At 60.5% G+C, this 26,968-nt stretch carries 24 protein-coding genes and 1 pseudogene; 11 read left to right on the forward strand and 14 right to left on the reverse strand.

Translation table 11 applies throughout. The features are described from left to right. Positions 1-5: 5 nt before the first annotated feature. Both FXO12_RS07750 and FXO12_RS07755 read left to right on the forward strand, forming a co-directional pair. Positions 6-4,745 (forward strand): RHS repeat-associated core domain-containing protein, encoded by a 4,740-nt coding sequence (locus FXO12_RS07750; protein WP_160049801.1) that lies wholly within the window; start codon positions 6-8, stop codon positions 4,743-4,745. Between the two features lies 1 nt (position 4,746). Then, complete coding sequence (locus tag FXO12_RS07755) at positions 4,747-5,160, forward strand: hypothetical protein (RefSeq protein ID WP_034125790.1); 414 nt, start codon at positions 4,747-4,749, stop codon at positions 5,158-5,160. Between the two features lie 59 nt (positions 5,161-5,219). On the opposite strand, the gene hemB is transcribed toward FXO12_RS07755, so the two are convergent. The 3 genes from hemB to FXO12_RS07770 all read right to left on the reverse strand — a co-directional run bounded on the left by hemB (position 5,220) and on the right by FXO12_RS07770 (position 7,855). Next, positions 5,220-6,194 carry a porphobilinogen synthase gene (hemB, locus tag FXO12_RS07760; protein WP_057976639.1) on the reverse strand — a complete coding sequence of 325 codons (975 nt, stop codon included), beginning with the start codon at positions 6,192-6,194 and terminating at the stop codon, positions 5,220-5,222. Between the two features lie 116 nt (positions 6,195-6,310). Then, complete coding sequence (locus FXO12_RS07765; RefSeq protein ID WP_038449690.1) at positions 6,311-7,153, reverse strand: PhzF family phenazine biosynthesis protein; 843 nt, start codon at positions 7,151-7,153, stop codon at positions 6,311-6,313. A 3-nt stretch (positions 7,154-7,156) separates the two neighbouring features. Continuing rightward, positions 7,157-7,855: a glutathione S-transferase N-terminal domain-containing protein gene (locus FXO12_RS07770; RefSeq protein ID WP_057976636.1), complete on the reverse strand. Its 699-nt coding sequence runs from the start codon at positions 7,853-7,855 to the stop codon at positions 7,157-7,159. Positions 7,856-8,105: 250 nt separating this feature from the next. Here FXO12_RS07770 and FXO12_RS07775 point away from each other — a divergent pair, with 250 nt between their 5' ends. Both FXO12_RS07775 and FXO12_RS07780 read left to right on the forward strand, forming a co-directional pair. Beyond that, positions 8,106-8,807 (forward strand): hypothetical protein, encoded by a 702-nt coding sequence (locus tag FXO12_RS07775; RefSeq protein WP_034125794.1) that lies wholly within the window; start codon positions 8,106-8,108, stop codon positions 8,805-8,807. Between the two features lie 58 nt (positions 8,808-8,865). Then, entirely contained in the window at positions 8,866-9,921 is a 1,056-nt protein-coding gene (locus FXO12_RS07780) for a permease (protein WP_057976633.1), read from the forward strand. Between the two features lie 109 nt (positions 9,922-10,030). Here FXO12_RS07780 and mnmH read toward each other — a convergent pair whose 3' ends face one another. The 4 genes from mnmH to FXO12_RS07800 all read right to left on the reverse strand — a co-directional run bounded on the left by mnmH (position 10,031) and on the right by FXO12_RS07800 (position 13,294). Further along, positions 10,031-11,134, reverse strand: coding sequence for a tRNA 2-selenouridine(34) synthase MnmH (gene mnmH, locus FXO12_RS07785; protein ID WP_054922271.1), 1,104 nt, complete (start codon positions 11,132-11,134; stop codon positions 10,031-10,033). Continuing rightward, entirely contained in the window at positions 11,134-12,168 is a 1,035-nt protein-coding gene (selD, locus tag FXO12_RS07790) for a selenide, water dikinase SelD (RefSeq protein ID WP_019817516.1), read from the reverse strand. The genes mnmH and selD overlap by 1 nt, the downstream gene beginning before the upstream one ends. A 93-nt stretch (positions 12,169-12,261) precedes the next feature. Further along, the gene (locus FXO12_RS07795; protein WP_014717958.1) at positions 12,262-13,011 is read right to left on the reverse strand and encodes a TerC family protein; all 750 of its coding nucleotides are present in this window, start codon (positions 13,009-13,011) and stop codon (positions 12,262-12,264) included. A gap of 31 nt (positions 13,012-13,042) precedes the next feature. After that, positions 13,043-13,294, reverse strand: coding sequence for a hypothetical protein (locus FXO12_RS07800; protein WP_054898810.1), 252 nt, complete (start codon positions 13,292-13,294; stop codon positions 13,043-13,045). Between the two features lie 134 nt (positions 13,295-13,428). On the opposite strand from FXO12_RS07800, the gene nhaR reads away from it, so the two are divergent. Then, positions 13,429-14,331 carry a transcriptional activator NhaR gene (gene nhaR / locus FXO12_RS07805; protein ID WP_034125797.1) on the forward strand — a complete coding sequence of 301 codons (903 nt, stop codon included), beginning with the start codon at positions 13,429-13,431 and terminating at the stop codon, positions 14,329-14,331. 4 nt (positions 14,332-14,335) lie between these two features. Here the strand turns inward: nhaR and FXO12_RS07810 are convergent, their stop codons facing one another. Further along, entirely contained in the window at positions 14,336-15,490 is a 1,155-nt protein-coding gene (locus FXO12_RS07810; protein ID WP_057976631.1) for an MFS transporter, read from the reverse strand. A 241-nt stretch (positions 15,491-15,731) separates the two neighbouring features. On the opposite strand from FXO12_RS07810, the gene sstT reads away from it, so the two are divergent. Then, entirely contained in the window at positions 15,732-16,952 is a 1,221-nt protein-coding gene (gene sstT / locus FXO12_RS07815) for a serine/threonine transporter SstT (protein WP_057976629.1), read from the forward strand. Positions 16,953-17,020: 68 nt separating this feature from the next. Here sstT and FXO12_RS07820 read toward each other — a convergent pair whose 3' ends face one another. After that, positions 17,021-17,530, reverse strand: a complete 510-nt coding sequence (locus tag FXO12_RS07820; protein WP_003190292.1) for a DUF1993 family protein — start codon at positions 17,528-17,530, stop codon at positions 17,021-17,023. A gap of 116 nt (positions 17,531-17,646) precedes the next feature. Between FXO12_RS07820 and FXO12_RS07825 the strand changes: the two genes are divergently transcribed. Continuing rightward, positions 17,647-18,297 (forward strand): YceH family protein, encoded by a 651-nt coding sequence (locus tag FXO12_RS07825; RefSeq protein WP_054898808.1) that lies wholly within the window; start codon positions 17,647-17,649, stop codon positions 18,295-18,297. Positions 18,298-18,444: 147 nt separating this feature from the next. On the opposite strand, the gene FXO12_RS07830 is transcribed toward FXO12_RS07825, so the two are convergent. Then, positions 18,445-19,263, reverse strand: a complete 819-nt coding sequence (locus tag FXO12_RS07830; RefSeq protein WP_054922283.1) for a shikimate 5-dehydrogenase — start codon at positions 19,261-19,263, stop codon at positions 18,445-18,447. 165 nt (positions 19,264-19,428) lie between these two features. Between FXO12_RS07830 and FXO12_RS07835 the strand changes: the two genes are divergently transcribed. The 3 genes from FXO12_RS07835 to FXO12_RS07845 all read left to right on the forward strand — a co-directional run bounded on the left by FXO12_RS07835 (position 19,429) and on the right by FXO12_RS07845 (position 20,496). Next, a complete protein-coding gene (locus FXO12_RS07835; protein WP_003190286.1) occupies positions 19,429-19,794 on the forward strand; it encodes a hypothetical protein in 366 nt (121 codons plus the stop codon). Positions 19,795-20,027: 233 nt separating this feature from the next. Next, complete coding sequence (locus FXO12_RS07840; protein WP_003190284.1) at positions 20,028-20,222, forward strand: hypothetical protein; 195 nt, start codon at positions 20,028-20,030, stop codon at positions 20,220-20,222. Between the two features lie 91 nt (positions 20,223-20,313). Then, positions 20,314-20,496 (forward strand): hypothetical protein, encoded by a 183-nt coding sequence (locus FXO12_RS07845; RefSeq protein ID WP_034125803.1) that lies wholly within the window; start codon positions 20,314-20,316, stop codon positions 20,494-20,496. A gap of 3 nt (positions 20,497-20,499) precedes the next feature. Here the strand turns inward: FXO12_RS07845 and FXO12_RS07850 are convergent, their stop codons facing one another. Next, the gene (locus FXO12_RS07850; protein WP_019818663.1) at positions 20,500-21,567 is read right to left on the reverse strand and encodes an AI-2E family transporter; all 1,068 of its coding nucleotides are present in this window, start codon (positions 21,565-21,567) and stop codon (positions 20,500-20,502) included. 172 nt (positions 21,568-21,739) lie between these two features. Here FXO12_RS07850 and yegQ point away from each other — a divergent pair, with 172 nt between their 5' ends. Further along, positions 21,740-23,053, forward strand: coding sequence for a tRNA 5-hydroxyuridine modification protein YegQ (gene yegQ / locus FXO12_RS07855; RefSeq protein WP_057976626.1), 1,314 nt, complete (start codon positions 21,740-21,742; stop codon positions 23,051-23,053). 22 nt (positions 23,054-23,075) lie between these two features. Here the strand turns inward: yegQ and FXO12_RS29360 are convergent, their stop codons facing one another. The 3 genes and pseudogenes from FXO12_RS29360 to FXO12_RS07865 form a co-directional block, all read right to left on the reverse strand. Beyond that, complete coding sequence (locus tag FXO12_RS29360) at positions 23,076-23,897, reverse strand: methyl-accepting chemotaxis protein (protein WP_370874666.1); 822 nt, start codon at positions 23,895-23,897, stop codon at positions 23,076-23,078. 84 nt (positions 23,898-23,981) lie between these two features. Further along, positions 23,982-24,755 (reverse strand): annotated as a pseudogene (locus FXO12_RS29365) (cache domain-containing protein); the annotation flags it as partial. Between the two features lie 185 nt (positions 24,756-24,940). Further along, entirely contained in the window at positions 24,941-26,260 is a 1,320-nt protein-coding gene (locus FXO12_RS07865; RefSeq protein ID WP_164919368.1) for a Na+/H+ antiporter family protein, read from the reverse strand. Positions 26,261-26,968: the final 708 nt, after the last annotated feature.

The raw sequence follows: 26,968 nt of genomic DNA on the forward strand, positions 1-26,968 counted from the left end.
CGCCAATGAACGTGGAAACGGTCGACGTCGAGGGCGTCTTCCGTGACTTTCGCGATTGCTTGAACACCTTTGACGAGTGGGCCAAAAGCTTTTGGAGCTTCTCCGCGCTGGACGTCGAACAGGTGTTCAAGGTCGGGGATGACGTCGCGCTGGTTGCCCCGGTCAATCGCTCCCTGTTTCCCAGCAGCACCGTCGCCACCTGCCAGGCCACGGGTACCTTGACCCTGGTGCATATGTTCCAGAGCACGAGGTTCGTACCCATCGGCAACACCCCGGTGATCGTGCAACGCGTTGATCCAAACGGCGGCCCGCTGGGCGAGCCCCTCCATAAGACCATCGGCCCCAGTGGCATCCTCGAAGTCACCGAGTGCGATCGCAACCAGCAATACCGGGTGAGTTTCTACCCCAACGTTTCCCAGGATCACCTCAAGGCGCTGTATACGTCCTACCACTCAGTGATCACAGCGTTGGAAGCCCGGCTGCGCAAAGAGTGGACCGACACCTTCCAGGCCCAGTGGAAAAACTACACAGACGCCCGCCCGCTTGAGCGGCGCCGCCTGCTGGAAGCGGCTTTTGCCAGTGGGTTGGGCAAGGCGCTTTACGGCCTGTGGGACAACATTGGCGAACTGTCTGCGCTGCTGGCGGACCTCAAGCCCAACAGCGAAAAGCTACTGCACTACCTTTCGCAAACTGAGCTCGACGAACTGCTGACCCTGGGCAGTGATGCGATAGCCCAGGGCTTGTTGGTACTCAGTGACGAGCCGCTGCTGTTTATCTACCTGTCGGCGCTGGTCAGCTGGATGCGCATGCTCCCGCCGCCAGAGATGGCGGAACTGTGGGGTGAAATTACCGGTGAGGTGCTGATCAATCTACTGCTGATTCGCGTCTTGGGTGGGATGGGCGTGGTGGTGCGATTGGGGGCTCGTGTGCTCAGTCACGTTAAATCCGGGCGGGCGCGGGCGTTGTTGGAATTGCTGGCCAAGCAGGTGGCGGGGCCTCGGCTGGAAACCCATGTGGAGGCCGCCAAGCCGGTGTTGCTGAGCAGTGCGGCGACGCCGGTCAAGGCGGTGCCAGTGGTGCCGTTGAAGGCAGGCGACACGCTGGTTTCGAACCCGGTGTCGATGGTGCGCGGCAAGACCCAGCGCACCACGTTGGTTCGTCAGGAGCCTGTCGATGATGTGCCGGCTGTGGCGTCGAACCCGAAGGGGGATGCGGCGGCGCCAGCGGATAAAACCGTCACCCACGGTTGCCCGGTGTCGATGGTCACCGGCGAGGAATTGCTGACCCTTACCGACGGCGCGCTGGATGGGATCTTGCCGTTTGAGTGGACGCGGTTGTACCGCACCAGTGCGGTGGAAGTCGAGTGTGGGTTGGGGTTTGGCTGGAGTCATGGGCTGGCTCATCGGCTGGTGGTGTCGGGCGATTCGGTGGTGTGGACCGACCATGAGAACCGCTCGACTACCCTGCCCTTGCCCACCGTTTCTCGGCCGGCGATCACCAATAGCCTGGCCGAAGCGGCGATCTATTTGGGAGCCTCGCCTGATGAACTGGTGCTGGCCCAAGCCTCGCGTTTCTACCACTTCCGCGACGGTGTGCTGACAACCATCAGCGATGCGTATGACAACCGGCTGCGCCTTTGCCGGGATCGTTCTGGGCGGATTGAACGGCTGGATAACGGCGCGGGGCGCTCGTTGCTGTTGCGTTATGAGCTGGATCGCATTGTCGCGGTGGACTACCAGGTGCATCGCGCCAAAGGGCGTGAGCCCTACGTTTGGGAAACCGAGCAGAACATCGTTTCCTACGCCTATGACGAAGCTGGCCGACTGGTGTGTGCGACCAATGCCGTCGGTGAAAGCGAGCGTTATCGGTACGACGATCAGCACGTCATTGTCGAGCGGCAGTTAGCCGGTGGGGCGAGTTTCTTCTGGGCGTGGGAAGGCGCGGGCAAGGCGGCTCGCTGCGTGCGGCATTGGGCGAGTTTTTTGCAGATGGACACGCGCTATGCCTGGGGCGATGACGGGCGTGTCACGGTGCATAACGCCGATGGTAGCCAGGAGGTGTATGTCCATGACCAGCGGGCGCGGCTGGTGCAGAGGATTGATCCGGACGGCGCCACGCACTTTAAATCCTACGACGACCAGGGCCGGCTGACCGTCGAGCAAGACCCGATGGGTGCGGTGACGGCCTATCAGTACGACGATGCCGGGCGCTTGGTCGCGCTGTTTCCGGGGGATGATGAGCCAACGTCCTACGAGCATGACAACGGTTTTGTACGGGTTGTCAGGCGTGGGGAGGCGGTCTGGAAATACGAGCGTAATGAGCAAGGCGATGTTACGCGTAGGACCGATCCCGATGGTGAGGTTACTGACTACAGCTACAACAAGCACGGGCAACTGACTGGAGTTTGGTACCCGGATCACAGTTGCCATCGACTGGTGTGGAACGAACGTGGGCAGTTGCTTGAGGAGCAATTGCCCAATGGCGGGATCAAGCGTTATCGCTATGACGATCTGGGACGGCAAGTTGCCTGTGAGGATGAGCATGGTGCGCTGACGCAATATCACTGGGACTGCGTCGGCAGGTTGATTCGTCTTGTATTGCCAGGCGGTAGTTGTAGGGAATTCAGCTACAACCCCTACGGCAAAATCATCGCCGAACGCGACGAACTCGGCCACGTCACCCGCTACGAATACGCCGATGGCCTGCACCTGATCAGCCGCCGCCTCAACGCCGACGGCACCCAGGTCAAGTACCGCTACGACAACGCTCGGCTATTGCTCACCGAGATCGAAAACGAAGCCGGCGAAACCTACCAACTCGACTACCACCCCAACGGCCTGATCCGCCAGGAAACCGGCTTCGACGGCCAGCGCACCGCCTACGTCTACGACCTCAACGGCAACCTGCTGGAGAAGACCGAATACGGCGACGATAACAGTCAGCTAATCACCCGTTACGAGCGCGACCACGCCGGTCGCCTCGTCCGAAAAACCCTGCCCGATGCCAGCGTTGTCGACTATGCCTACGACCGCCAGGGCAACCTCCTTAGCGTCGAGGACGGCCACTGGGCGCTGGCCTACGAATACGACCGCCAAAACCGCCTCACCGCCGAACACCAGGGCTGGGGCACCCTGCGCTACGGCTACGACGCTTGCGGCCAGCTGAAAAACCTGTGCCTGCCGGACAATAACCGCGTCACCTTCACCCACGATAAAGGCGGCCACCTCGCTACCGTCGAACTCAACGGTGAAGTGCTCACCTCACATCTGTTCAAGAGCGGCCGCGAGCATCAGCGCCAGCAAGGCCAACTGCTCAGCCACTACCACTACGACGACCAGAATCGTCTGCACGCCCACGCCGTTACGCAGCAGCAAAACTACCTCTACCAACGCCAATACGACTACGACAAAAGCGGCAACCTCACCCGCCTGCTCGACACTCGCAAAGGCGAACACCTTTACCGCTACGACCCGCTAAACCGCCTGACCCGCGCCGACCACTCCCAGGACGTACAGGAACGCTTCGCCCACAACCCCGCCGGCAACCTGCTGATGCAAGACCGCCCCGGCCCGGACATCGTCGCGGCGAATCGTCTGATGATTCAGGGCGACCGTCATTACGACTACGACGCCTTCGGCAACCTCATCCGCGAACGGCGCGGCAAAAGCCAGCAACTCGTTACTGAGTACCGCTACGACTGCCAGCATCGGTTAATCAGCATCACAAAGCCCAACGGCGAAACCGCCAGTTATCGCTATGACCCATTTGGGCGGCGCATCAGCAAGACCGTAGACGGCAAGACCACCGAGTTTTTCTGGCAAGGCGACAAGCTGATAGCCGAACACCATGCAGAGCGCCATCGCAGCTACCTCTACGAACCCGACAGCTTCCGCCCATTGGCGCTGTTGGAAGGTTTCGGTCCACAAGCCACCACGCCCTACCACTACCAACTCGACCACCTCGGCACCCCGCAGGAACTGACCAACCCCGAAGGCGAAATCATCTGGTCCGCCCACTACCGCGCATACGGCCAGATTGCCCGGCTCGACGTAGGCAACATTGACAACCCGCTGCGCTTTCAGGGTCAGTATTTCGATCAGGAAAGCGGCCTGCACTACAACCGCCATCGCTACTACAATCCGGATATTGGTCGCTACCTGACACCGGACCCGGTGAAGTTGGCGGGTGGGATCAATGGGTACCGGTATGTGCCCAATCCGACAGGTTGGGTAGACCCGCTGGGACTGAACAGATGCCCAGGTACGGTAGGATGCGAACCATCCTTAGGCGCTGAAGATCCTTCAACTCCAGCATCAAGTAAGAAATCAGAACCCAACGTTCCGACTCCTCATAATGACGAAGAGTATCTTTTTCGCGGAGACAAAACCCCTCCAAACGAGGTATTCAAAAATGGCTTTAAAAGCAAAGGCGATAGCGAAGATTTGTACCTACACGCAATTGACAGTAATGACCCTCCCAGCAATTTCATAAGCACATCGCCATCACGGGCAGTCGGGATCACTTTTGCTACCAGCTACGGAGATAAAAAAGGCTATTTGTACACACTTAAGAGTATTGAGGGGCATGATATAAATACAGAACTAGGCAAGCAGGCGCCGTACCCTAAAGAGCTAGAATTCGCTATCCATAACAAAATCGACCCAGAGGATATATTAGGCGCCACCCCAGTAAAATCTGATGGAACTTACGTTGGATATTCCATACCAAACCCCAACAGGAAATAAAATGAAAACCAAAAATATAAAGGTGATAATCAAAAACGAGCACAAGGAGGTCACCGTCAAATATGACCCAAGGAAGCTCATCATGACATTTTCAGAGGCCGATAACTTTAAAAAAGTTTATGAAGGGCATGACCTATATATATGCCTCGCAAAAATCAGAGCAGACTTCCCGCATATAACTTTTTTATGCAAAGGGGCAAAAATAAATGTTAAACCTTCAAGAATGGCTTCTCAGATGAGCGCGGGGCTCGTCGCATACGAAATGACTTTAGGTCAGCAAGCTACCAACGACGACATAGTCCATTTGTTTGACTACGAAGAGGAGAACCTAACAAACGACCCACAGGAACAAATTGATTTCTTCAGGAAATGGTTGGTGTCACTAGGTGCGCAAGATTACGAAAAATTCAACTAAGTTATGAGTGCCCCTCCCCCTGTGATTAGCCAGCTCACCACAGGGGAGAAACGATATCCTTAAATCCCCGCCAACGCCAAATCCATCGCAAAATACGTAAATATCAAATCCGCCCCCGCCCGCTTGATCGACCCCAACGTCTCGCGCACCACTCGATCCTCATCAATCGCCCCGGCCTGTGCGCCGAACTTGATCATCGCGTACTCACCGCTCACCTGGTACGCCGCCACCGGCAGGCGCGAGGCTTCGCGGATGTCGCGGATGATGTCGAGGTAGGCACCGGCAGGCTTGACCATCAGCGCATCAGCGCCTTCCTGTTCGTCCAGCAGCGATTCGCGCACGGCTTCGCGGCGGTTCATCGGGTTCATCTGGTAGCTTTTGCGGTCGCCCTTGAGCGCGCTGCCGCCGGCTTCGCGGAAGGGGCCGTAGAGGGCCGAGGCGAATTTGGTGGAGTAGGCCATGATCGGGATGTGGGTGAAGCCGGCGTCATCCAGGGCACGGCGGATGGCCTGGACCTGGCCGTCCATCGCGGCTGACGGGGCGATCACGTCGGCGCCGGCGCGGGCGGCGGCCACGGCTTGTTTGCTGAGGTTGACCAGGGTCGCGTCGTTGTCGACATGGGCACCGTGCATCACACCGCAGTGGCCGTGGTCGGTGTATTCGCAGAAGCAGGTGTCGGACATCACGATCATTTCCGGCACGGCGTCCTTGATGATCGAGGACATGCGCGAAACCAGGCCGCGTTCTTTCCATGTGTCGCTGCCGCTGGCGTCGAGGTGGTGGGAGACGCCGAAGGTCATCACCGACTTGATGCCGGCGCGGGCGTAACGCTCGATCTCACCGGCGAGTTTTTTCTCAGGAATGCGCAACACACCCGGCATGCTGGTGATGGGCACGAAGTCGTCGATTTCTTCTTCGATAAAAATCGGCAGTACCAGGTCGTTGAGGGTGAACTCACTTTCCTGGAACAGGCCACGCAGCTCCGGGGAGCGGCGCAGGCGACGTGGGCGGGCTTGGGGGAACTGGCTGGTCATGGCAATCCTGAAAAATGGCTGAACACTTTGGGGCGAAAGCTTATGCCCCCAAGTCCCGGCAACACAAATGCCGAGGGGCCAATAGTGTATTGCCGGGTGCGTAACAATTCATTGATCTACAGCTGTAGACGCCCTTCGATGCACAACGCTACGGCACCGCCCACCCAGATTTCATCGCCCTGGCGCTCGATATGAATACGCCCCGCTCGCCCGATCGCCGTGCCTTGGCTGACCACGTAACGGCTGGGCGCCAGGCCCTCGGCGAGCAGCCATTGGGCCACGCCGGCATTCAAGCTGCCGGTGGCCGGGTCTTCGGCGGCGCCATCGCCAGCGACAAAAGCGCGCACTTCAAAGTGCGCGTCCACCGCATCACGCGTCGGATCACAGGGTGCGATCACCCCTACGGCCAGACCCAGCAGTTGCGCATAGTCCGGTTGCAACGCAAGCACCGCGTCACGATCAGCCAGCATCACCGCCAGCCAACCCGCACCATTGTCGACCCACTGGCTGCGCACAATCGCCTCGGGCGCCAGCTTCAATGCCAGGCGCACGCGCTCCAGCAACGGCGCCTCCACGGGCCCTGCACGCAACAATGGCGGCGCGATAAACGCCAGTTGGTCACCCTGGCGACGAATACGCACCAAGCCGATTTCGCACTCCTGGATAATCTCCTCCCCACGTGGCACGCCGCCAGCCTGCAACCAGGCGTGGCAACTGCCCAAGGTCGGATGCCCGGCGAACGGCAGCTCTTTGAGAGTGGTGAAGATTCTTACCCGATAGTCAGCACGTGGGTCGCGCGGCGTCAGTAAAAACGTGGTTTCGCTGAGGTTGGTCCAATTGGCAAAGTCCGCCATCTGCTGGTCGGTGAAGCTATCGGCCCCCAGCACCACGGCCAAGGGGTTGCCTTTGAGCGGCACGCTGCTGAATACATCCAGTTGTTGAAAATCGAAAGTCGGCATGCATCAGCTCGGAATGTTCAGGCCACGGATCACCGCAGGACGTGCGACAAAGCCGTCCAACGCGCGCAGTACGTTAGGGAAATCGGTGATGCCTACCAGGTCACCGGACTCGTAGAAGCCGATCAGGTTGCGAACCCACGGAAAGGTCGCAATGTCGGCGATGCTGTACTCGTCGCCCATGATCCAGGTGCGGCCCAACAGACGCTTTTCCAGCACGCCCAGCAAGCGCCGCGATTCGGCGGCGTAGCGATCACGCGGGCGCTTGTCCTCATACGCCTTGCCGGCGAATTTGTTGAAGAACCCCAGTTGACCAAACATCGGGCCAATGCCGCCCATCTGGAACATCAACCATTGCAGGGTTTCATAGCGTGTGGCCGGGTCTTCGGAGAGCAACTGGCTGGTCTTTTCCGCCAGGTAAATGAGGATCGCGCCGGATTCGAACAACGCCAACGGCTGCCCGCTCGGGCCGTTGGGGTCGATGATCGCAGGGATCTTGTTGTTGGGGTTCAGGGACAGGAACTCGGGAGACAACTGGTCCTGGGTGTCGAAGCTGACCTTGTGCGCCTCATAAGGCAGGCCCAGTTCTTCGAGCATGATCGACACCTTGACGCCGTTGGGCGTTGGTAGCGAATACAGCTGCAGGCGTTCTGGGTGCTGGGCGGGCCATTTGCTATTGATCGGGAAAGCGGCGATTGCGTTCATCGAGAACCCCCTGGTCGGAAAGCCCCATCATAGTCATCTGCCTGCCGTCGTGCATGGGTCATCGTTGCGCAACATTTGCCGGCTAGTATCCCGCGTGGGCGAACCAAAGCGCCCGAATGCACTCTTAAGAGCGCCCGAACAATGAATGGAGGCTGCTTGCTATATCGACAGGGAACACCGCAGGACGCTGATGCGTCACTGGGGCCGGGCTTGTCCGCCTTAACCCGACGCACGAAGACTCGAACCTATCATGAAGATCAAGCCTCTGCGCCTTGTGCCACAACTCAAACGTTATTCCTACATGGTATTGCCGCTGCTGCTGGTCAGCGCTGCCATCGTCACCGCCCTGGACGCCCGTGAAAGCCGTGCGCAACCGGTCGATGGCGTACAAACCCTGGTATTCCTGCGCCACGGCGAAAAACCGGCCGGAGGCCTGGGCCAACTCAATTGCCAGGGCCTGAACCGCGCCATGAACCTGGCGACTCTGTTGCCGGAAAAGTTCGGCAAAGCCAACTATGTGTTCGCTGCCAACCCGACGCGTAACGTCGAGGAAGGCGAACTGGATAACTCCTACAGCTACATTCGCCCACTGATCACCATCAGCCCCAGCGCGATCAAGCTCGGCCTGCCGGTGAATATCGAGTTCTCAGCGAATGACACCAGTGCCTTGGCCGAAGAACTGGTCGAGGACAAGTACCGCAACGCGACCATCTACACGGCCTGGTCCCACGGTTACTTGCCGGAACTGATCAACAAAGTCGCCAGCGAAGCCGCTGGCGAAAAACACACCATTACCGATGATTGGTCTGGCAATGACTACGACTCCCTGTACGTGCTGACATTGACCTGGCACAACGGCAAGGCTTCGCTGCTCAGCCGCAACTACAAGCAAGGGCTGAATAACGGCGGGGAAAACTGCCCGGACCCGACCCAGGTCAGCGCAGATATCTGAAGCTTGGGCCGCAGGGGCGTATGATGCCGGGCTATCGACTCACCTGCGGATCCTCTCCATGTCCAACCTCGCTTCCACCCAGCCCAACCGCGGCTGGGCATTCTGGTGCAAACCTGCGCTGTTTCTCCTGGTGGCCTGCATCGGCCTCTACTATGTGAAGTGGTCGCCCTACTACCTCAAGGCGTTTGTAGCGGCCGACAACCACAGCATTGGCGCCTCGATTCTCAATGACCAGCAAAGCTCGCCCCTGGCGGCGGCGCTGGCCTATGCCCAGGTGTATTTCCTAGCCATCTGGAAAGCCGCCGTACTGGCGGTGATCCTCGGCTCGTTACTGCAAGTGTTGATCCCCCGCGACTGGCTGCTGCGCCTGTTTGGCCGCGCCGGGCTGGGCTCGACCCTGCGCGGTGGGCTGTTCGCCCTGCCGGGGATGATGTGCAGCTGCTGCGCGGCCCCGGTGGCGGCGGGCATGCGCCGCCAGCAAGTGTCGGTCGGCGCGGCGCTGGCGTTCTGGATTGCCAACCCGGTATTGAACCCGGCCACACTGGTGTTCATGGGCTTTGTGCTGGGCTGGGGTTTCACCGCGCTGCGGCTGGTGGCGGGGATTGTGCTGGTGGTGGGCGTGTCCCTGGTGGCACAGCGCATTGCGCGCCCGGACCACGTGCCGGAAGCAGCACTTGAAGCCGTTGCCGACGTCAGCACAGTGGAGTCGCAACCGTTCTTGAGCCGCTGGTTACGCACGCTGTGGCAGCTGTTCTGGAGCACTATCCCGGTTTATATCCTGGCGGTGCTGATCCTCGGCGCGGCACGGGTTTGGTTGTTTCCCCATGTGGACGGAGCGATGGCCGACAGCCTGGTGTGGCTGGTGCCGCTGGCGATTGTGGGCACGCTATTTGTGATTCCGACAGCGGCAGAGATTCCCATCGTACAAACCATGATGGCCCTGGGCATGGGCAACGGCCCGGCCGTGGCCTTGCTGATGACCCTGCCGAGCGTGAGCCTGCCGTCGCTGTTGATGCTGCGCAAGGATTTCGATGCGCGGGTGCTGGTGACGGTGGCCGGCTTGACCATGCTGGTGGGGGTGGTGTGTGGGTTGATTGGAGCGGTAATTCTTTAGATTTTCAGTGGAGCCGATGGCCTCATCGCAGGCAAGCCAGCTCCCACCTTTGTATGTATTCACACTTCAAAAGGTGGGAGCTGGCTTGCCTGCGATGGCGTCCGAAAGGTCACCCCACCCGAGCTGCTCGCTCGCGCAAATACTCCACCACCGCACCCTGCTCCCCGGCAAACTCGATACGCGCGCCCTTGCTCTCGCGCTGGAACGCATACATCGGGTCGTAATACTCACGCAACAAGCCTTCAATCCATACCCGATGCAACTCCACTGCGCCGCTGCGTGCCTGTTCGGCCAGGGCATCCTGCAACACCGCCTGCAACCGCTGGAAACGCTCGCCCCCCAGTCGCTTGTGAATATTGGCCAGGCTCTGGGTCAGGCGCTCGGCAAATAATCGCTGGCCGGTTTCCCCAAACACCTCAATGAACTCGGCGCACAGGTCCACCACGTAATCCTTCAGGATGCGCTCGACACGGCCCTCGACGCTGTCTTCCAGCCACACCATAGGAAACGTCTGCATGCCCTTGTGCAATGGCAGCGGCAGCGCACAGCTGCCGATCATGCGGCTCTCGTCCTCCACCACAAACTGCTCGATACCACCTGCGCGCTTCTTCAGCAAATCCACCGCCAGGCGATTTTCGAAGTCGATATTGGAGGGTTGCGCCGTGGCGCGCTTGCCGAAACTGGAACCGCGATGGTTGGCGTGCCCTTCCAAATCCAGGGCATTGCGCAGTTGGCCGAGCACTTCGGTCTTGCCGGTGCCGGTCATGCCGCCCAGCAGTACGAAATCACACTGGGCAGTCGCCTGCTCCAGGGTTTCCAGCAGGAAGGTACGCATGGCCTTGTAGCCACCGCCGACGCGGGGGTATTCGATGCCCGCTTCGGTTTTCAACCATTGCTGCACGATCTGCGAACGCAGGCCGCCCCGAAAGCAGTACAGGTAGCCATTGGGGTTAGCCTGGGCAAACTGCGCCCACTGTTCTATACGCTCGGCCTTGATTGCCCCCGACACCAGTTCATGCCCCAGCACGATCGCCGCTTGCTGGCCTTGCTGCTTGTAACAGGTGCCGACTCGCTGGCGCTCATCGTCGGTCATCAGCGGCAGGTTGATCACCCCGGGGAACGCGCCCTTGGTGAATTCGACCGGCGCGCGGGTATCCATCATCGGCCGGTCGTTGAGGAAAATGTCGCGGTAATCGGTGATGTCCGTCGCCATCAAATCACCTCAACCGCGTTGGTCTGTCGCTCCAGCAGTTCACCGATAGGCTCAAGGGCCAAGCCCAGCTCGGCAGCCACGGCGTGGAACTCGGCATCACCTTCCGGGGTAACGGCGATCAGCAGGCCACCGCTGGTCTGGGGGTCGCACAGCACGCGCTTGTGCAGCTCCTGCACACGCCCCAGCTTGCTGGCGTAGCTCTCGAAGTTGCGCAAGGTGCCACCCGGCACGCAGCCCTGGTCCAGGTAATACTCCACCCCCGGCAGGCGCGGAACCTTTGCATAGTCGATACGGGCCGTCAGGCCACTGCCATCAGCCATTTCCACCAGGTGGCCGAGCAGGCCGAAACCGGTGACATCGGTCATGGCCGTTACACCGGCCAACTTGCCGAAACGGCTGCCCGGCTTGTTGAGGGTGCACATCCAGTCACGCGCCAGGCCGATATCCGCCTGGCGCAGCTTGCCCTTCTTCTCGGCGGTGGTGAGGATGCCGATGCCCAGGGGCTTGGTCAGGTACAGGCGGCAACCGGCGGTAGCCGTGTCGTTACGCTTCATATGGCGCTTTTGCACAATGCCGGTCACGGCCAGACCGAAGATCGGCTCCGGGGCGTCGATGGAATGCCCGCCCGCAAGCGGGATGCCCGCCGCGTCGCACACCGCCCGACCGCCGCGAATCACTTCGCGGGCAATCTCCGGCGCCAGCACATTGACCGGCCAGCCGAGAATGGCGATGGCCATCAAGGGATCGCCGCCCATGGCGTAGATATCGCTGATGGCATTGGTGGCGGCAATGCGGCCAAAGTCGAACGGGTCGTCGACAATCGGCATGAAAAAGTCCGTGGTGGACACCACGCCGCGCTCGTCGTCGATGGCGTATACCGCCGCATCGTCGCGGGAGGCATTGCCCACCCACAGGTTGGGGTCGAGGTTCTGTGCACCGCTGCCCGCAAGGATCACTTCCAGGACCTGGGGCGAAATCTTGCAACCGCAACCCGCACCGTGGCTGTACTGGGTAAGGCGAATCGGCTCGTTCATGGGGGACCTCAGGCTATCAAGTGGGCCGATTCTAGCAGACAGCAACAGGCCGGCTGGGCTCTTGTGAGCACAGCCGGCCTGTTTGTTCAGCGATTACTGGCGCGCAGCGAGCAAACGTGCGTGCCGGTTACGCCGGGCGATGTTCAAGCATTCGATCGCAGCCGAGAACGCCATGGCCGCATACACGTAGCCTTTTGGCACGTGGGCGCCGAAGCCTTCGGCGATCAGCGTCATGCCGATCATGATCAAGAAGCCCAGGGCCAGCATCACCACGGTCGGGTTGTCGTTGATGAACTTGGCCAACGGCTCAGCGGCCACCAGCATCACGATCACCGAGACCACCACGGCAATGATCATGATCGGCAAGTGCTCGGTCATGCCCACGGCGGTGATGATGCTGTCGATGGAGAACACCAGGTCGAGCATCAGGATCTGGCCGATGGCGGCGGCAAAACCGATGGTCACGGTGTTGCTGACAGTTGCCTTCTCTTCAGGCTCCGGGTCCATGCTGTGATGGATCTCGGTGGTTGCCTTCCACACCAGGAACAGGCCGCCGGCGATCAGGATCATGTCCTTCCACGAGAACGCCTGGCCGAACACTTCGAACACCGGTGTCGTCAATTGCACGATGAATGCGATGGTGCTCAGCAGGCCCAGGCGCAAGATCAACGCCATGCTGATACCAATGCGCCGCGCCTTGGCCCGGTGCTTCTCAGGTAGTTTGTTGGTGAGGATCGAGATAAAGATCAGGTTATCGATGCCCAGCACGATTTCCATGACGATCAAGGTAGCCAGTGCGACCCAGGCGGTGGGGCTGGCGGCCAGTTGTAGAAGGTAATCCATAGGTCAGTCCTGACGTGGTAGTGCTGGGGAATTAGGTTTCTTTGGTGTCGGATTCAGCAGCGTTTTCGGCGTCTTTTTCCTGCTTCTCAGGGCTGATCAAGCCCTGGGTGGCTTCACTCAATGCCTGCTCGGCGGCCTTGTGGGTCTCGTCGATGGCCTGCTTGGCCGACTCGGTGGCTTTGCCTAATACCTGTTGCGCGCTTTTCTCGACTTGATCACAGCCGCTGACCACTATCAATGAAAGCGCAAGCAACGACGCCGCGCCCAGGGAATTGAGTTTCATGATGTATTCCTCGTTAGAACCCTTGGGTCCAAGTAGTGGCCCCTCGATAGCGAGGCATTCTATGCAGGCGAACAGTTCAGGAAAATTCGTATTTTTCTCGCGTATACTTCGATTTTTACGAAGTGTAGGCCGTGATGCTAAATTATCGACAACTGCATTACTTCTGGGTGGTGGCCAAGACCGGTAGCATCGTGCGCGCCTGTGAGCAATTGAACCTCACGCCGCAGACCATCAGCGGGCAGATCAGCCTGTTGGAGCAGACCTTCGGTATTGCCCTGTTTCAGCGGGTCGGGCGCCAGCTTGAACTGACCGAAGCCGGGCGCCAGGCGCTGCCCTACGCCGAGCAGATGTTCCAGACCGGCAATGAACTGGAGGCGATGCTGCGCGCCCAGCCTGACGAGCAGCAGATCCCGTTCCGCGTTGGGGTGGCGGATGTGGTGCCCAAATCCATCGTGTACCGGCTGATCGCGCCGACCATGGAGTTGAGCGAACCGATCCGCATCACCTGCCGTGAAGACAAACTCGAACGTTTACTGGCCGACCTGGCGATCCAGCGCCTGGACTTGGTGATTTCCGACAGCCCCATGCCCACGCACTTGGACATCAAGGGCTACAGCCAGAAGCTGGGAGAATGCGGCATCAGTTTTTTCGCCACCCAGGCGTTGGCAGACCAGCATGGGGGGGATTTCCCACAGTGTTTGCAGGGCGCACCGCTGTTGATTCCGGGCGCTGAGACCGTGGTGCGCAGCCGTTTGCAGCGCTGGTTTGCCGAACAGCAGATTCAACCCCGCATCATCGGCGAGTTCGACGACAGCGCCTTGATGCAGGCCTTCGGGCAATCCGGCAGTGGGATTTTTATCGCGCCCAGCGTGATCGCCGACGAGGTGGTGCGCCAATACGGCGTGGCGCTGATTGGCCAGACCGATGCGGTGACCGAGTCGTTTTATGCGATCTCAGTGGAGCGCAAGGTCAAGCACCCCGGCATTGTGGCGATTACCGAGGGTGCCCGGCGGGAGTTGTTTACCGCCCTGCCCTGATCGCTCAGGCATTGAGCGCCGTGGGTTTGGCGGTCATCAGCCACAGTGCGAGCAGGATCGACACCAGGATAAACCCCGAAGCGGCAAACCCCAGGCTGCCCAGGCCCAGAGTGTCGATGACATGCCCGCCCACCATCGCGCCCAGGCCAATGCCGAGGTTGGCGCCGGCGATATTCAGCGACGCGGCAAACGCCGGTGCATGGGGCGCGGCCTTCATCAAGCGCACATGGCTGACCAGGAACATCGCCGCCTGGGTCACGCCCCACACCGCCATCGCCGCGGCCAGGCCGATGGTCGAGTGAATCGCCGGCACCACTGCCACCATGCCCGCGATCATGAACCCGCAGAACACCATGGACGCGATCAATGGGTGACGATCCACGGCGCGTCCGCCGAGGGAGTTGCCAATCAGCCCGACCGCGCCAAAGCCCATCAGGCACCAGCCCACCAACGTACCGTCGAACCCGGCCAGGCGCTCAAGGATATCTGCCAAGTAGGTATAGGCGGTGAACATGCCACTGAACACCAGGATCGACAGCAGGATATGCCCCTGCATCACGGGGCTGCGCAGGATCCTGAATTGTGAGCGCAAGCTGGCTTGCTGGTGCTTGGCCGCGGTAACCGGCAGGTAGACATACAGCAGCAATGCCTTGGCCAGGGCAATCACCGCGAGCACGGCGAATGCGGTGCGCCAGCCGAACATATCGGAAATCAGCGTGCCCACCGGAATACCAAATACGGTGGCGCAAACAATGCCAAAGCCGATTTTTTCAATCGCACGCCCGGCGAACTCAGGGCCGACAATGTCTACCGCCGTTTCGCTGGCGAGGGCCCAGAATACTGGCAAGCCCAAGGCGGGAATCAAACGGGCCACGGCCATCACCCAGATATTCGGCGCCAAAGCCGCCACGGTGTTGGCCGCTGCAAACATGATCAGGATGCTGATAAACAGGCGCTTGCGCGAAAAGCGCGCGCAGTAGGCCGTGAGGAACGGGCCGAACGCGGCCACGGTGAACGCGAACAGCGTCACCAGCAGCCCCGCCTGGGACACGCTGACGTTCAGGTCCCGAGCAATCGACGGCAACAGGCCGACGATGACGAATTCTGTGGTCAGCACGGTAAAACCGGCGGCTGACAGCAGCAGGATAGGAAACAACATGAAAACTCCAGAAACGACGATATCAACGACAGCCCGAAGGGCCCGCTGACGGAGAGGAAAGATGAGAGGGGGGAATCTTAACAGAACATGTCCGGATTTGACCAAGCCCGGCTGAAACGGGTGACGGAATGCCGCAGCAAACGAGACGTGCCCTACAGCATGCTAGACTTCGCGCCTACTTCCTACAGTACTTTCTGCCTGCAATGCTGTGCCCTACTAAAAAAACTAGAGACAACTCTTTATGACTGCTGCCCCTTCCCTGTTGCAACGTTTAATGCGCGTCAGCCTGGTCACCCAAATTGTCATCGGCCTGATTGCCGGGATCGTGCTGGCCTTGCTGTTCCCCGAGGCCGCGCGCGCCACCGGTTTTATCGGCAAGGTGTTTGTCACGGCGCTGAAGGCTGTCGCGCCGATCCTGGTGTTTGTGCTGGTCATGGCCTCGATTGCCAACCATAAGCATGGCCAGGAAACCCATATCCGCCCGATCCTGTTCCTGTATCTGCTCGGCACCTTTGCCGCCGCCGTGGTTGCGGTGGTTGCCAGCATGATGTTTCCGTCGTTCCTGGTATTGGCTACCCATGACGCCACGGTGAGCGCTCCTGGAGGCATTGGCGAAGTGTTGCAAAGCCTGCTGCTCAGTGTGGTGGATAACCCGGTCAGTGCACTGATGAACGCCAACTTCATCGGCATTCTCGCCTGGGCCATCGGCATGGGCATCGCTATTCGCCATGCCGGTGAGACCACCCGTACGGTATTGGACGACTTGTCCAACGGCGTCACCCTGATCGTACGCGTGGTGATCCGCTTCGCCCCGCTGGGTATCTTCGGTCTTGTGGCCTCCACCCTCGCCACCTCTGGTTTCGACGCCCTGCTCGGCTATGCCCATCTGCTGGTCGTGCTGATCGGCTGCATGTTGTTCGTGGCACTGGTGATCAACCCGGCCATCGTGTTCTGGAAACTGCGTCGCAACCCTTACCCGCTGGTGCTGATGTGCCTGCGCGAAAGCGGCATCACCGCGTTTTTCACTCGCAGCTCGGCGGCGAACATTCCGGTCAACCTGGCGCTGAGCAAACGCCTGGGCCTGCATGAAGACACCTACTCGGTGTCGATCCCCCTCGGTGCCACCATCAACATGGCCGGCGCCGCCATCACTATCACCGTGCTGACCCTGGCGGCCGTGCACACCCTGGGCATCGCCGTGGACATGCCGACTGCCGTGCTGCTCAGCGTGGTCGCTGCGGTGTGTGCCTGCGGTGCATCGGGGGTGGCGGGTGGTTCGCTGCTGTTGATTCCCCTGGCGTGCAGCCTGTTTGGCATCCCCAGTGAAATCGCCATGCAGGTAGTGGCCGTCGGTTTCATCATCGGCGTGCTGCAGGACTCGGCGGAAACCGCACTCAACTCGTCTACCGATGTGCTGTTTACCGCGGCGGCGTGTTTGGGCAAGGAAGAACAGGCCGCTTAACACAGCCCCATAAAAAAGCCCGGTGCCGTTCGCAGAGAACGGCACCGGGCTTTTTTGTGCTTGCGGGTTTAGAACGCGCCCATGTAATCGCGCTTGCCCACTTCCACACCGTTATGACGCAGCAGCGCATAAGCGGTGGTGACGTGGAAGAAGAACTGCGGCAGGCCGTAGGTCAGCAGGTAGGACTGACCGCTGAAGCGCTTCTCTTTCGGGGTGCCTGGGCGCGTGACGATCTCGATGCCTTCCTTGCCGTCGATCTGCTCGGGCTTGATGGTGTCGACAAAGGCCAGGACCTTGGCGATCAACGCTTGCAGGTCGGCAAAGGTGACTTCGCTGTCTTCGTACTTCGGTACTTCGATCTCGGCCAGGCGTGCCGACACACCTTTGGCGAAGTCCACGGCGATCTGCACCTGGCGCACCAACGGGAACATGTCCGGGAACAGGCGCGCTTGCAGCAAGGCGTTGGGCTCGATGTTCTTGGCGCTGGCATGGGCTTCAGCTTTGTTCAGCACATCGCTGAGGGCGTTGAGCATTTGCTTGAAGACCGGGATGGAAGCGGCGTACAGGGAAATAGTCATGACAGTCTCACGGTAATGGCGGGGTTGGAACCAGCCGCGATTATAGCCATGCCTGGCGCTTGTCTTTTATTTTTTCAAGCTTAGGCTAAGGGGCTTCACTGCATAGGGAAAGCGCGATGACCGCCGAGCACGACACCGACACCCCTGAGCCGCGCCTGAACAGCACGGAAATCCGCATCCTGGGCTGCCTGATCGAAAAACAGGCGACCAACCCGGAAACCTACCCCCTCACCCTCAACGCCTTGGTGCTGGCCTGCAACCAGAAGACCAGCCGCGAGCCGGTGATGAACCTCAGCCAAGGCCAGGTCGGCCAGAGCCTGCGCGCGCTCGAAGGCCAAGGCTTCACGCGCCTGGTGATGGGCAGCCGCGCCGACCGCTGGGAGCACCGTGTGGACAAGGCCCTGGAACTGGTGCCGGCCCAGGTGATCCTGACCGGGCTGCTGTTCCTGCGGGGGCCGCAGACCGTCAACGAGTTGCTCACCCGCAGCGGGCGCATGCATGACTTTGAGGATGCCGAACAGGTTGTGCATCAGCTCGAACGCCTGATTGCACGAGGGCTGGCGCTGCTGGTGCCGCGTCAGGCGGGGCAGCGGGAAGACCGGTATACCCATGCACTAGGGGACCCGGCAGATATTGAAGCGATTATGACCGCACGGGGGAATCCGGTAGAGCGTAGCGCGGGGGCTGTTTCGGTGGAGCGGATTGAAGAGCTGGAAGCGCGGATTGCCGCACTGGAAGAACGGCTGGCGCAGCTGGAACAGGCATAACGCAGATAAACATGTGGGAGCTGGCTTGCGGCCTTCGCGAGCAAGCCAGCTCCCACAGTTGGATCGTGGGGTGTCAGGTAGAGAAGCGTCGGCTGGCAAGGCGCTATCGCAGGCAAGCCAGCTCCCACAGTGGATTGGTGTAAGGCTTCAGCTGCGGGCGAAGGCCACCGCTGCCTCGAACTGCTCCTGAGTAGGCCGCACGCCGGTATAAAGCACAAACTGCTCCAACGCCTGGATAGCGATCACCTCCAGCCCGGTAATCACCCGCTTGCCCTGGGCACGACCACGCACGATCAACGGCGTTTCCGCCGGGATCGCCACCACATCGAAGACCGTCTCAGCCTGATCGATTGCCTCGGCCTCAAACGCCAACGCATCCGCCTCGACCCCGCCGGTCATGCCGATGGGTGTCACGTTGATCAGCATCTGTGGCCGCAGGCTGCCCAGATCCGCCTGCCACTGATACCCCAGGTTCCTGGCCAATGCCTGGCCCGCCACCTCATTACGCGCCACGATCACGCCATTGGCGTACCCTCCGTCACGCAAGGCGCTGGCGACCGCCTTGGCCATGCCGCCGCTTCCGCGCAGGGCGAAGCTGGAGTCCTTGGGCACCGCGTGTTTTTTCAGCAATTGCTCGATGGCGATGTAGTCGGTGTTGTAAGCCTTGAGGTAGCCGTTGGTGTTGACGATGGTGTTCAGGGAGTCGATGGCTTGAACCGAATCGTCGAGTTCGTCCATCAAGGCAATGGCGGCCTCCTTGAACGGCATGGACACCCCGCAACCCCGCACACCCAGGGCTCGGATACCGCCGATCGCGCCGGGCAAGTCCTGGCTGCTGAAGGCTTTATAGTAAAAATTCAGACCCAGCTGTTCATACAGGTGGTTATGAAAACGCAGGCCAAAGTTCCCAGGGCGCGCCGACAGCGACATGCACAGTTGGGTGTCCTTGTTGGGGTGCATCTGCATGGATAACTCCTTGAAGTAAGCAAATCGGTACAGACCTTACACAACCTTTACCCATTGGCCGTGCTGTTTTCTCGAAATACGTTGTCTTAAAAGTATCCCCGCGACAATCCTTGAGTCTATTGATTGCAGACCACAAGCGCAGGGGCTAACCGAGGAAAGACCATCATGCGTAAACTCCCCAGGATCGCCTTGCTTATCGGCGCACTCGCGATGGCCGGCCAAGCCTCCGCCCACGGTGGTGGTTGGGGTGGCCCGGCCGTGTTCGGTGCGCTTGTCGGCGCAGCGGTAGTCGGCTCTGTGGTTGCCAGCCAACCGCGTGAGGTGTACGTGCAACAACCGGTGTATGTGCAGCCGCAGCCGGTGTATGCCGCTCCGCCGCCGGTCTACTACGCGCCACCGCCACCGGTGTATGTGCAACAGCAGGTTTACTATCGCCCGGCGCCCGTCTACTACGGCCCACCGCGCGGTTATTATGGGCCGCCTCGCGGCTACTACGGCCCGCCCCACGGCTACTACCGCCATGGTTGGTAAGTTTTAATCCGTTGACAGCCACAGGCCTCGCCCACACGCGGGGCCTTTTTTTGCCTGGGAAGTCCGGATTAATCCTGCCAGTGTCGCTGTGAGAACAACGTACGAGCAGCAATCCCACATGATAAGCGTCAAATATCCTCTTGATCGATGACGGGCTGCGCTGTCATGTTTGCGTCACAAAACAGTCGCACTATCGACCCAGTCCAACCAATAACAATTAAGGACGATTGACCATGCCCACACAAAACCCGCACCGCACCGCCGGCCTTTGCACCTCCAGCAAGGTCTACAGCGCCTTGACTGAACTCAAGCACCTTGAAGGCCATCGCAGCGCCAAGTTCCTCGCATTGCTGGCAGAAAACCTGGTGCGCAAGGGCCTGCTCAGTGAGCACGAAGTGGTGAACATGCTCGACCAGGTGGTGGACTAACGCCTGACGTTGATGTCGACTATCGAGCCAGGTGATTTTTCCCAGGCACCGGCAAACCGTAAGGTGACCTCCATAACGTTTGGAGGTACTTATGCCCACTATTCAAATCATGTCCGTCATCGGCAGCGCCGTCCCCGCCCCTCTGCGCAAACTGGGCTTGCTCGCCTGCTGGTACGTTGTGCGCGATGGCGAGCCGATCAGCGGCCCGCTCACTTCGTTATCCGATGCCGAAACACAGCGCCGAATGGCAACCGACTTCAGGCTCGAGGCCTGAAAGCTAAGGCAATGGCAACTTGACCCGCGGCTTGGTTTCGACGAACAACGCCCAGCACGACATGAACAACGCTGCCACCAGCGGCCCGATGACAAAGCCGTTAAGGCCGAACACCGACAGGCCGCCCAAGGTCGAGATCAGGATCAGGTAGTCCGGCATCTTGGTGTCCTTGCCCACCAGGATCGGGCGCAGCACGTTGTCCACCAGGCCAATCACGAACACCCCGAACAGCCCCAGCACCACGCCCTGCCAGATCGAACCGCTCAACAGGAAATAAACCGCCACCGGCCCCCAGACCAGCCCGGCACCCACCGCTGGCAGTAGTGACAGGAACGCCATCAGCACGGCCCAGAGCAAGGCACTCGGGATGTCCAGGAACCAGAAGATCAAGCCTCCCAGCGCACCTTGGGTCACAGCCACCAGCACGTTGCCCTTGACCGTGGCGCGCACCACGCGGTTGAACTTGAGCTGCAGGCGACGCTTTTGCGGCTCGGCCAACGGTACTGCCGTGCGCACCTTGCGTACCAGTTCCGGGCCATCGCGTAGCAGGAAAAACAGCAGGTACAGCATGATGAAAAAGCTCACCAGGAAATCAAACGTACCCTGGCCGAAGCTGAACGCCTGAGAGGCAAAGAACTGACTGCCCTGCATCGCGCCCTTGACGACCTTTTCCCGCAGCCCTTCAAGGTTGCCCATGCCGAAACGGTCGAGCAGCTGCTGGAAATACGGCGGTAAAACGTTCTTGAATTGCTCGATATAACCCGCTACGTCGAGTTTGCCGCTCTCGATGTTTTTGTAGAGCGTGGCCCCCTCTTGCACCAGCAAAGCACTGGTGATGATCACCGGCAGAATCGCGATCACCAGGCACACCATCAAGGTGGTCAGGGAGGTCAGGTTGCGGTTCCAGCTAAAACGTTGCTGCAGGCGGCGCTGCATCGGCGCAAAGATAATGCCCAGGATCACCGCCCAGAACACCGCACCGTAGAACGGCAGCAATATCCAGATAAAAGCCACGGTGACCAAGGCCAGTAGCAGCAACAGGGTTTTGAATTGCAGGTTGGTTTGATTCATGTCCGGTCCATGTCAGAAAAACAGGGCCGATGGCGGCCCTGTTGCTTAGTCCGCAGCCAAACGTGGGAGTGCCCTTGTTTATCGAACAAGCATAGATCGCGTTATTTAGACCTGGGTCAATATCCCGTTATCGCTCCAGCACTACCCTCGCGCCTTTTTGCGACCCACACCCATGCGCCCGATAACTGCCCCCGAACTGCTCGCTCCCGCCGGCACCCTGAAAAACATGCGCTACGCCTTCGCCTACGGTGCCGACGCGGTCTACGCCGGCCAGCCGCGCTACAGCCTGCGGGTGCGCAATAACGAGTTCGACCACGCCAACCTGGCCCTCGGCATCCAGGAAGCCCATGACCTGGGCAAGCGCTTCTACGTGGTGGTGAACATTGCGCCGCACAACGCCAAGCTCAAGACCTTCCTCAAGGACCTGGCGCCCGTGATCGCCATGGGCCCGGATGCGCTGATCATGTCCGATCCTGGGCTGATCATGCTGGTGCGCCAGCACTTCCCGCAGATGCCGATCCACCTGTCGGTGCAGGCCAATACGGTGAATTGGGCCAGCGTGGCGTTCTGGCAGCAACAAGGCATTTGCAGGGTGATTCTGTCGCGGGAGCTGTCTCTGGAAGAGATTGGCGAAATCCGCCAGCAGGTGCCGACGATGGAGTTGGAGGTGTTTGTACATGGCGCCTTGTGCATGGCCTATTCCGGGCGGTGTCTGCTGTCGGGCTATATGAACAAACGCGATGCCAACCAGGGTACTTGCACCAATGCCTGCCGCTGGAAATACCAGGCCACGCCGGCCGTGGAGAATGCCACTGGCGATATCGTCCATGAATATCAACCCACATTGGGCATCGGCACACCCACCGATAAGGTGTTCCTGCTACAAGAGGCCAATCGCCCCGATGACCCCATGCCCGCTTTCGAAGACGAACACGGAACCTACATCATGAACGCCAAGGACCTGCGGGCCGTGCAGCATGTGGAGCGCCTGGCACAGATGGGCGTGCATTCGTTGAAGATCGAAGGCCGCACCAAGTCCCACTTCTACTGCGCGCGCACCACCCAGGTGTACCGCCAGGCCATCGATGACGCAGTGGCCGGCCGGGCGTTTGACCGCGGCTTGATGACCAACCTCGAGTCCCTGGCCCAGCGTGGCTACACCGAAGGTTTCCTGCGCCGCCACGTGCACGATGAATACCAGAACTACCAGAACGGCAGCTCGGTTTCCGAGCGCCAGCAGTTTGTCGGGGAGCTGACCGGCGAGCGCCGTGGCGCGTTGGCCGAGGTGAAGGTGAAGAATCGCTTTGTGCTGGGCGACCACCTGGAGTTGATGACGCCCGCCGGCAATTTTCATTTTGACTTGCCGAGCCTGCATAACGCCAAGGGCGAAAGCATTGAGGTGGCGCCGGGGGACGGGCATACGGTGTATGTGCCGATTCCGGCGCAGATGGACCTGCGTTTTGGCCTGCTGATGCGCGACGTTTAAACCCTGCCGTGGGTTGGATGGATCAGATCCTGAACTGGCCTACCAACTGCCCGAGGCGCTGGCCCAGATCTGCCAGGCTGCGAGACGTCTGAGCGCCCAACTGGGTTTCGTCCGCCACGCTGTCCACCGCTACGGCAATCTGATGCACGCTGCGGTTGATCTCTTCCGCCACGGCGGTCTGCTCTTCCGCGGCGCTGGCAATCTGGGCGTTCATTGAGTTGATGGTGCCAATCAGTTGCGCCATGGTGTCCAGGGACGCGCCGGCCTGGTTGGCCTGGGCCGAGGTGCCGTCGCCGGCATCGCTGGAGCGGCGCATAGCGTCCACGGCCGCCTCGGTGCCTTTTTGCAGGCGATCGATCATGCCCTGGATTTCCTGGGTGCTGGTTTGGGTGCGACTGGCCAGGGCACGCACTTCATCGGCGACCACGGCAAAGCCACGCCCAGCCTCCCCGGCCCGTGCGGCCTCGATGGCAGCGTTGAGCGCCAGCAGGTTGGTTTGCTCGGCGATAGAGCGGATCACGCCGAGCACACTGACGATTGACGACACATCCTGCTGCAGGCTGTCCAGGGACACGCCGCTGCTGCGAATGTCGTTCACCAGCGCATGGATCTGCGCGATGCTGCCGTCCACCACCCGCTTGGCGGCCTGGCCTTCGGCGTCGGTCTGCTGCGCAGCGACGGCCGCGCCTTGGGCACTGCGTGCCACTTCGTGGGCCGCCGAGGACATCTGGTTGATCGCGGTGGCCACCTGGTCGGTCTCGTGGCGCTGGCGTTCCATGGCCTGTTCAGAGCGCTGGGCCTGGTCGGACACCTGGCTCACCAGCCCGGTGAGTTGGGCGGTCATGTCGGTGATCTGGCGCACCAGGCCGTGGATTTTATCGACAAAGCGGTTGAATGCACCGGCCAGGTCGCCGAGTTCATCCTGGCTGGTAATGGCCAGACGGCGGGTCAGGTCGCCTTCACCCGCGGCGATGTCATCGAGGTTGGCCTTCATCAGGTGCAGCGGGCGCAGGATGGTATTGGCCAGCAGCATGCCCACGGCGGCGATCACCAGCAACACCACCACGGCCACGCCGAGGATGCTCAACAGTACGCCTTGCATGCGCTTCTCGACTTTTGCCTGCACCACCGCCACTTGGGCGTCGATGCCATCGAGGTTCACCGAGGTGCCGATCACCATGTCCCACTTGGGCAGATACTCGGTATAGCCGAGCTTGGGCACCAGCTCGGTCTGGCCGGGCTGGGTCGAGCTGTATTGCAGGTAGTGGGTGCCGTCCTTGCCGACCTTGACCAGGTCGCGGTTGACGTAGACGCCGTTGGGGTCGCGGTTGTCCTTGAAGCTTTTGCCCACGCCGTCCGGGCTGTTGCCCTTGAACAGGCGGATGGTTTCGGAGTCGTAGCCGAAGAAATAGCCGTCTTTGCCGTAGCTGGTATTGGATAACAACTTGACCACCTGCGCCCGCGCCGCGCTGTCGCCGGGGGCTGCCGCGTCGTAGAGCGGCTTGATGGTGGTCATGGCCACCTCGACATAACTTTGCAGGGTGGCCTTGGCGTCGTTGAGCAGGCGCTGACGGGTTTCATCCACCTCGTTGCGGGCCTGGCCCTGCAGAATCCACACGGTGGTCAGGCTGATGACCACGGCAAACAACAACACCGGCACGACAGCAAGGGCCAGGACTTTGGCCTTCAAACTCAGACGCATGGCTTTTCTCTCTTGTTAGTGGCGACTTGAGAGGTTAACGGCCATGTGAGCGATTACTGTAGGAGCGAGCTTGTGTGGCGAGGCAGCTTGCTGCCGCTGGGGTGCGCAGCGCCCGCACGCTTTTTTGGGGCTGCTTCGCAGCCCAGCGGGAGCAAGCTCCCTCGCCACAGAGGTTCTCGCCTGGATCAGAGCGTCATCGCGGCCAGCCAGCCGAACGCCAGCAGCGGCAGGTTGTAGTGCAGGAAGGTCGGCACCACGGTGTCCCAGATATGGTGGTGCTGGCCGTCGATGTTCAGGCCGGAGGTGGGGCCTAGGGTGGAGTCCGAGGCAGGCGAACCGGCGTCGCCCAAGGCACCGGCGGTACCAACGATGCACACGATGGCCACCGGGCTGAAGCCCAACTGCACACACAGCGGCACGAAAATCGCCGCGAGGATCGGCACCGTGGAAAACGACGAGCCGATGCCCATGGTCACCAACAACCCCACCAGCAGCATCAACAACGCGCCGACGCCCCGGCTATGGCCGATGAACGCCGCCGAAGTTTGCACCAGCGAGTTCACGTCACCGGTGGCCTTGAGCACTTCGGCAAAACCTGAGGACGCGATCATGATGAAGCCGATCATCGCCATCATTTTCATGCCTTCGGTGAACAGGTCATCGGTGTCGCGCCAGCGCACGATGCCCGACACCGAGAAGATCAGGAACCCGGCCAGGGCGCCGATGATCATCGAGTCCAGCCACAACTGGATGATGAACGCCGAGGCAATTGCCAGGCCGGCCACCAGCAGGGTCAGCGGGTTGTACTGCACCGCCACTTGCTCGACACGTTCGATTTTCTTCAGGTCGTACACACGCTTTTTGCGGTAGCTGATCAGCACCGCCACCAGCAGGCCGACCACCATGCCCAGCGCCGGCAGGCCCATGGCGTGGGTGACGTTGACCCCGCTGATATCCACCCCGCTCTTGGCGACGTTGGCCAGCAGGATCTGATTGAGGAAGATATTGCCAAAGCCCACCGGCAGAAACATGTACGGGGTGATCAGGCCGAAGGTCATCACGCAGGCGATCAGGCGACGGTCCAGTTGCAGCTTGGTCAGTACATACAGCAGCGGCGGTACCAGCAGCGGAATAAACGCAATGTGGATCGGCAAGATGTTCTGCGAGGCAATCGCCACCACCCACAACAGGCCGATCAGCAGCCATTTGACGTGGTTGCCACCGCTGGCGTCCTGGCGGTCCACCAGCAGCAAGGCTTTGTCCGCCAGCGCATGGGCCAGGCCGGACTTGGCAATCGCCACGGCGAAAGCACCGAGCAATGCGTAGGACAAGGCCACGGTTGCGCCGCCGCCCAGCCCGCCGTTGAAGGCCTTGAGCGTGGCCTCGATACCCAGGCCACCGGTCAAGCCGCCCACCAGGGCGCCGACGATAATGGCGATGACCACATGCACGCGGGACAGGCTGAGTACCAGCATGGTGCCGACCGCGGCGATGACTGCGTTAATCATGGTTACCTCAAGCAGAAACAAAAAAGACAGGCATGCCCGCGCGCGGCCCATGGGAACAGCTGCCGGCGTGCAGGCTTGAAAGAGGTCTTATTAGAGGGCGCGCACTTTGCAGGAGCTGGGCTGCCATGTCAAAAACTGTGGTGAGGCAAAGCCCTCTGCACAGATAAAGAATTACCGGCACTGGCCGATACGCTGTCTCTATGTGCTTTCAGGTAAGGATGTCCCGATGTCGCTCAGGCAGCTCTCCATTCAATGGAAAATCACCCTGCTGGCGGGCCTCTGCCTGCTGGGGATCGTGACCCTGCTGGTGGGTCTGTCGCTGTATCGCATGGCGCAGAGCTCGCAGCAGGTCAAGGCGTCCAGCATGCAGATGCTCGACGAAGCTGCCCAGTCGCGCATCGAGGCCCAAGGCGAAGTGCAAGCGCTGGGCATTCGCCAGCAGTTCATGGATGCTTACCAGTACGGCCATGGCTTTTCCCGCCAGGTGTTGTTTTTGCGCGAGCAGGCCGAGAAGCGCTTTCTCGATGCCTTCGACACCCGTGAAGACCTGACGCGCCAGGTCAAGGCCGCCCTGCAGGCCAACCCCGACCTGCTCGGCCTGTCCCTGGTGTTCGAAGCCAATGCGCTGGACGGCAAGGACGAACTGTTCGCCAATCAGGCGGAACTGGGCAGCAATGACAAAGGCCGTTTCGCGCTGTACTGGTC

The organism is Pseudomonas sp. J380 (assembly GCF_009827115.1).
GTDB classification, from domain to species: Bacteria; Pseudomonadota; Gammaproteobacteria; order Pseudomonadales; family Pseudomonadaceae; genus Aquipseudomonas; species Aquipseudomonas paracarnis.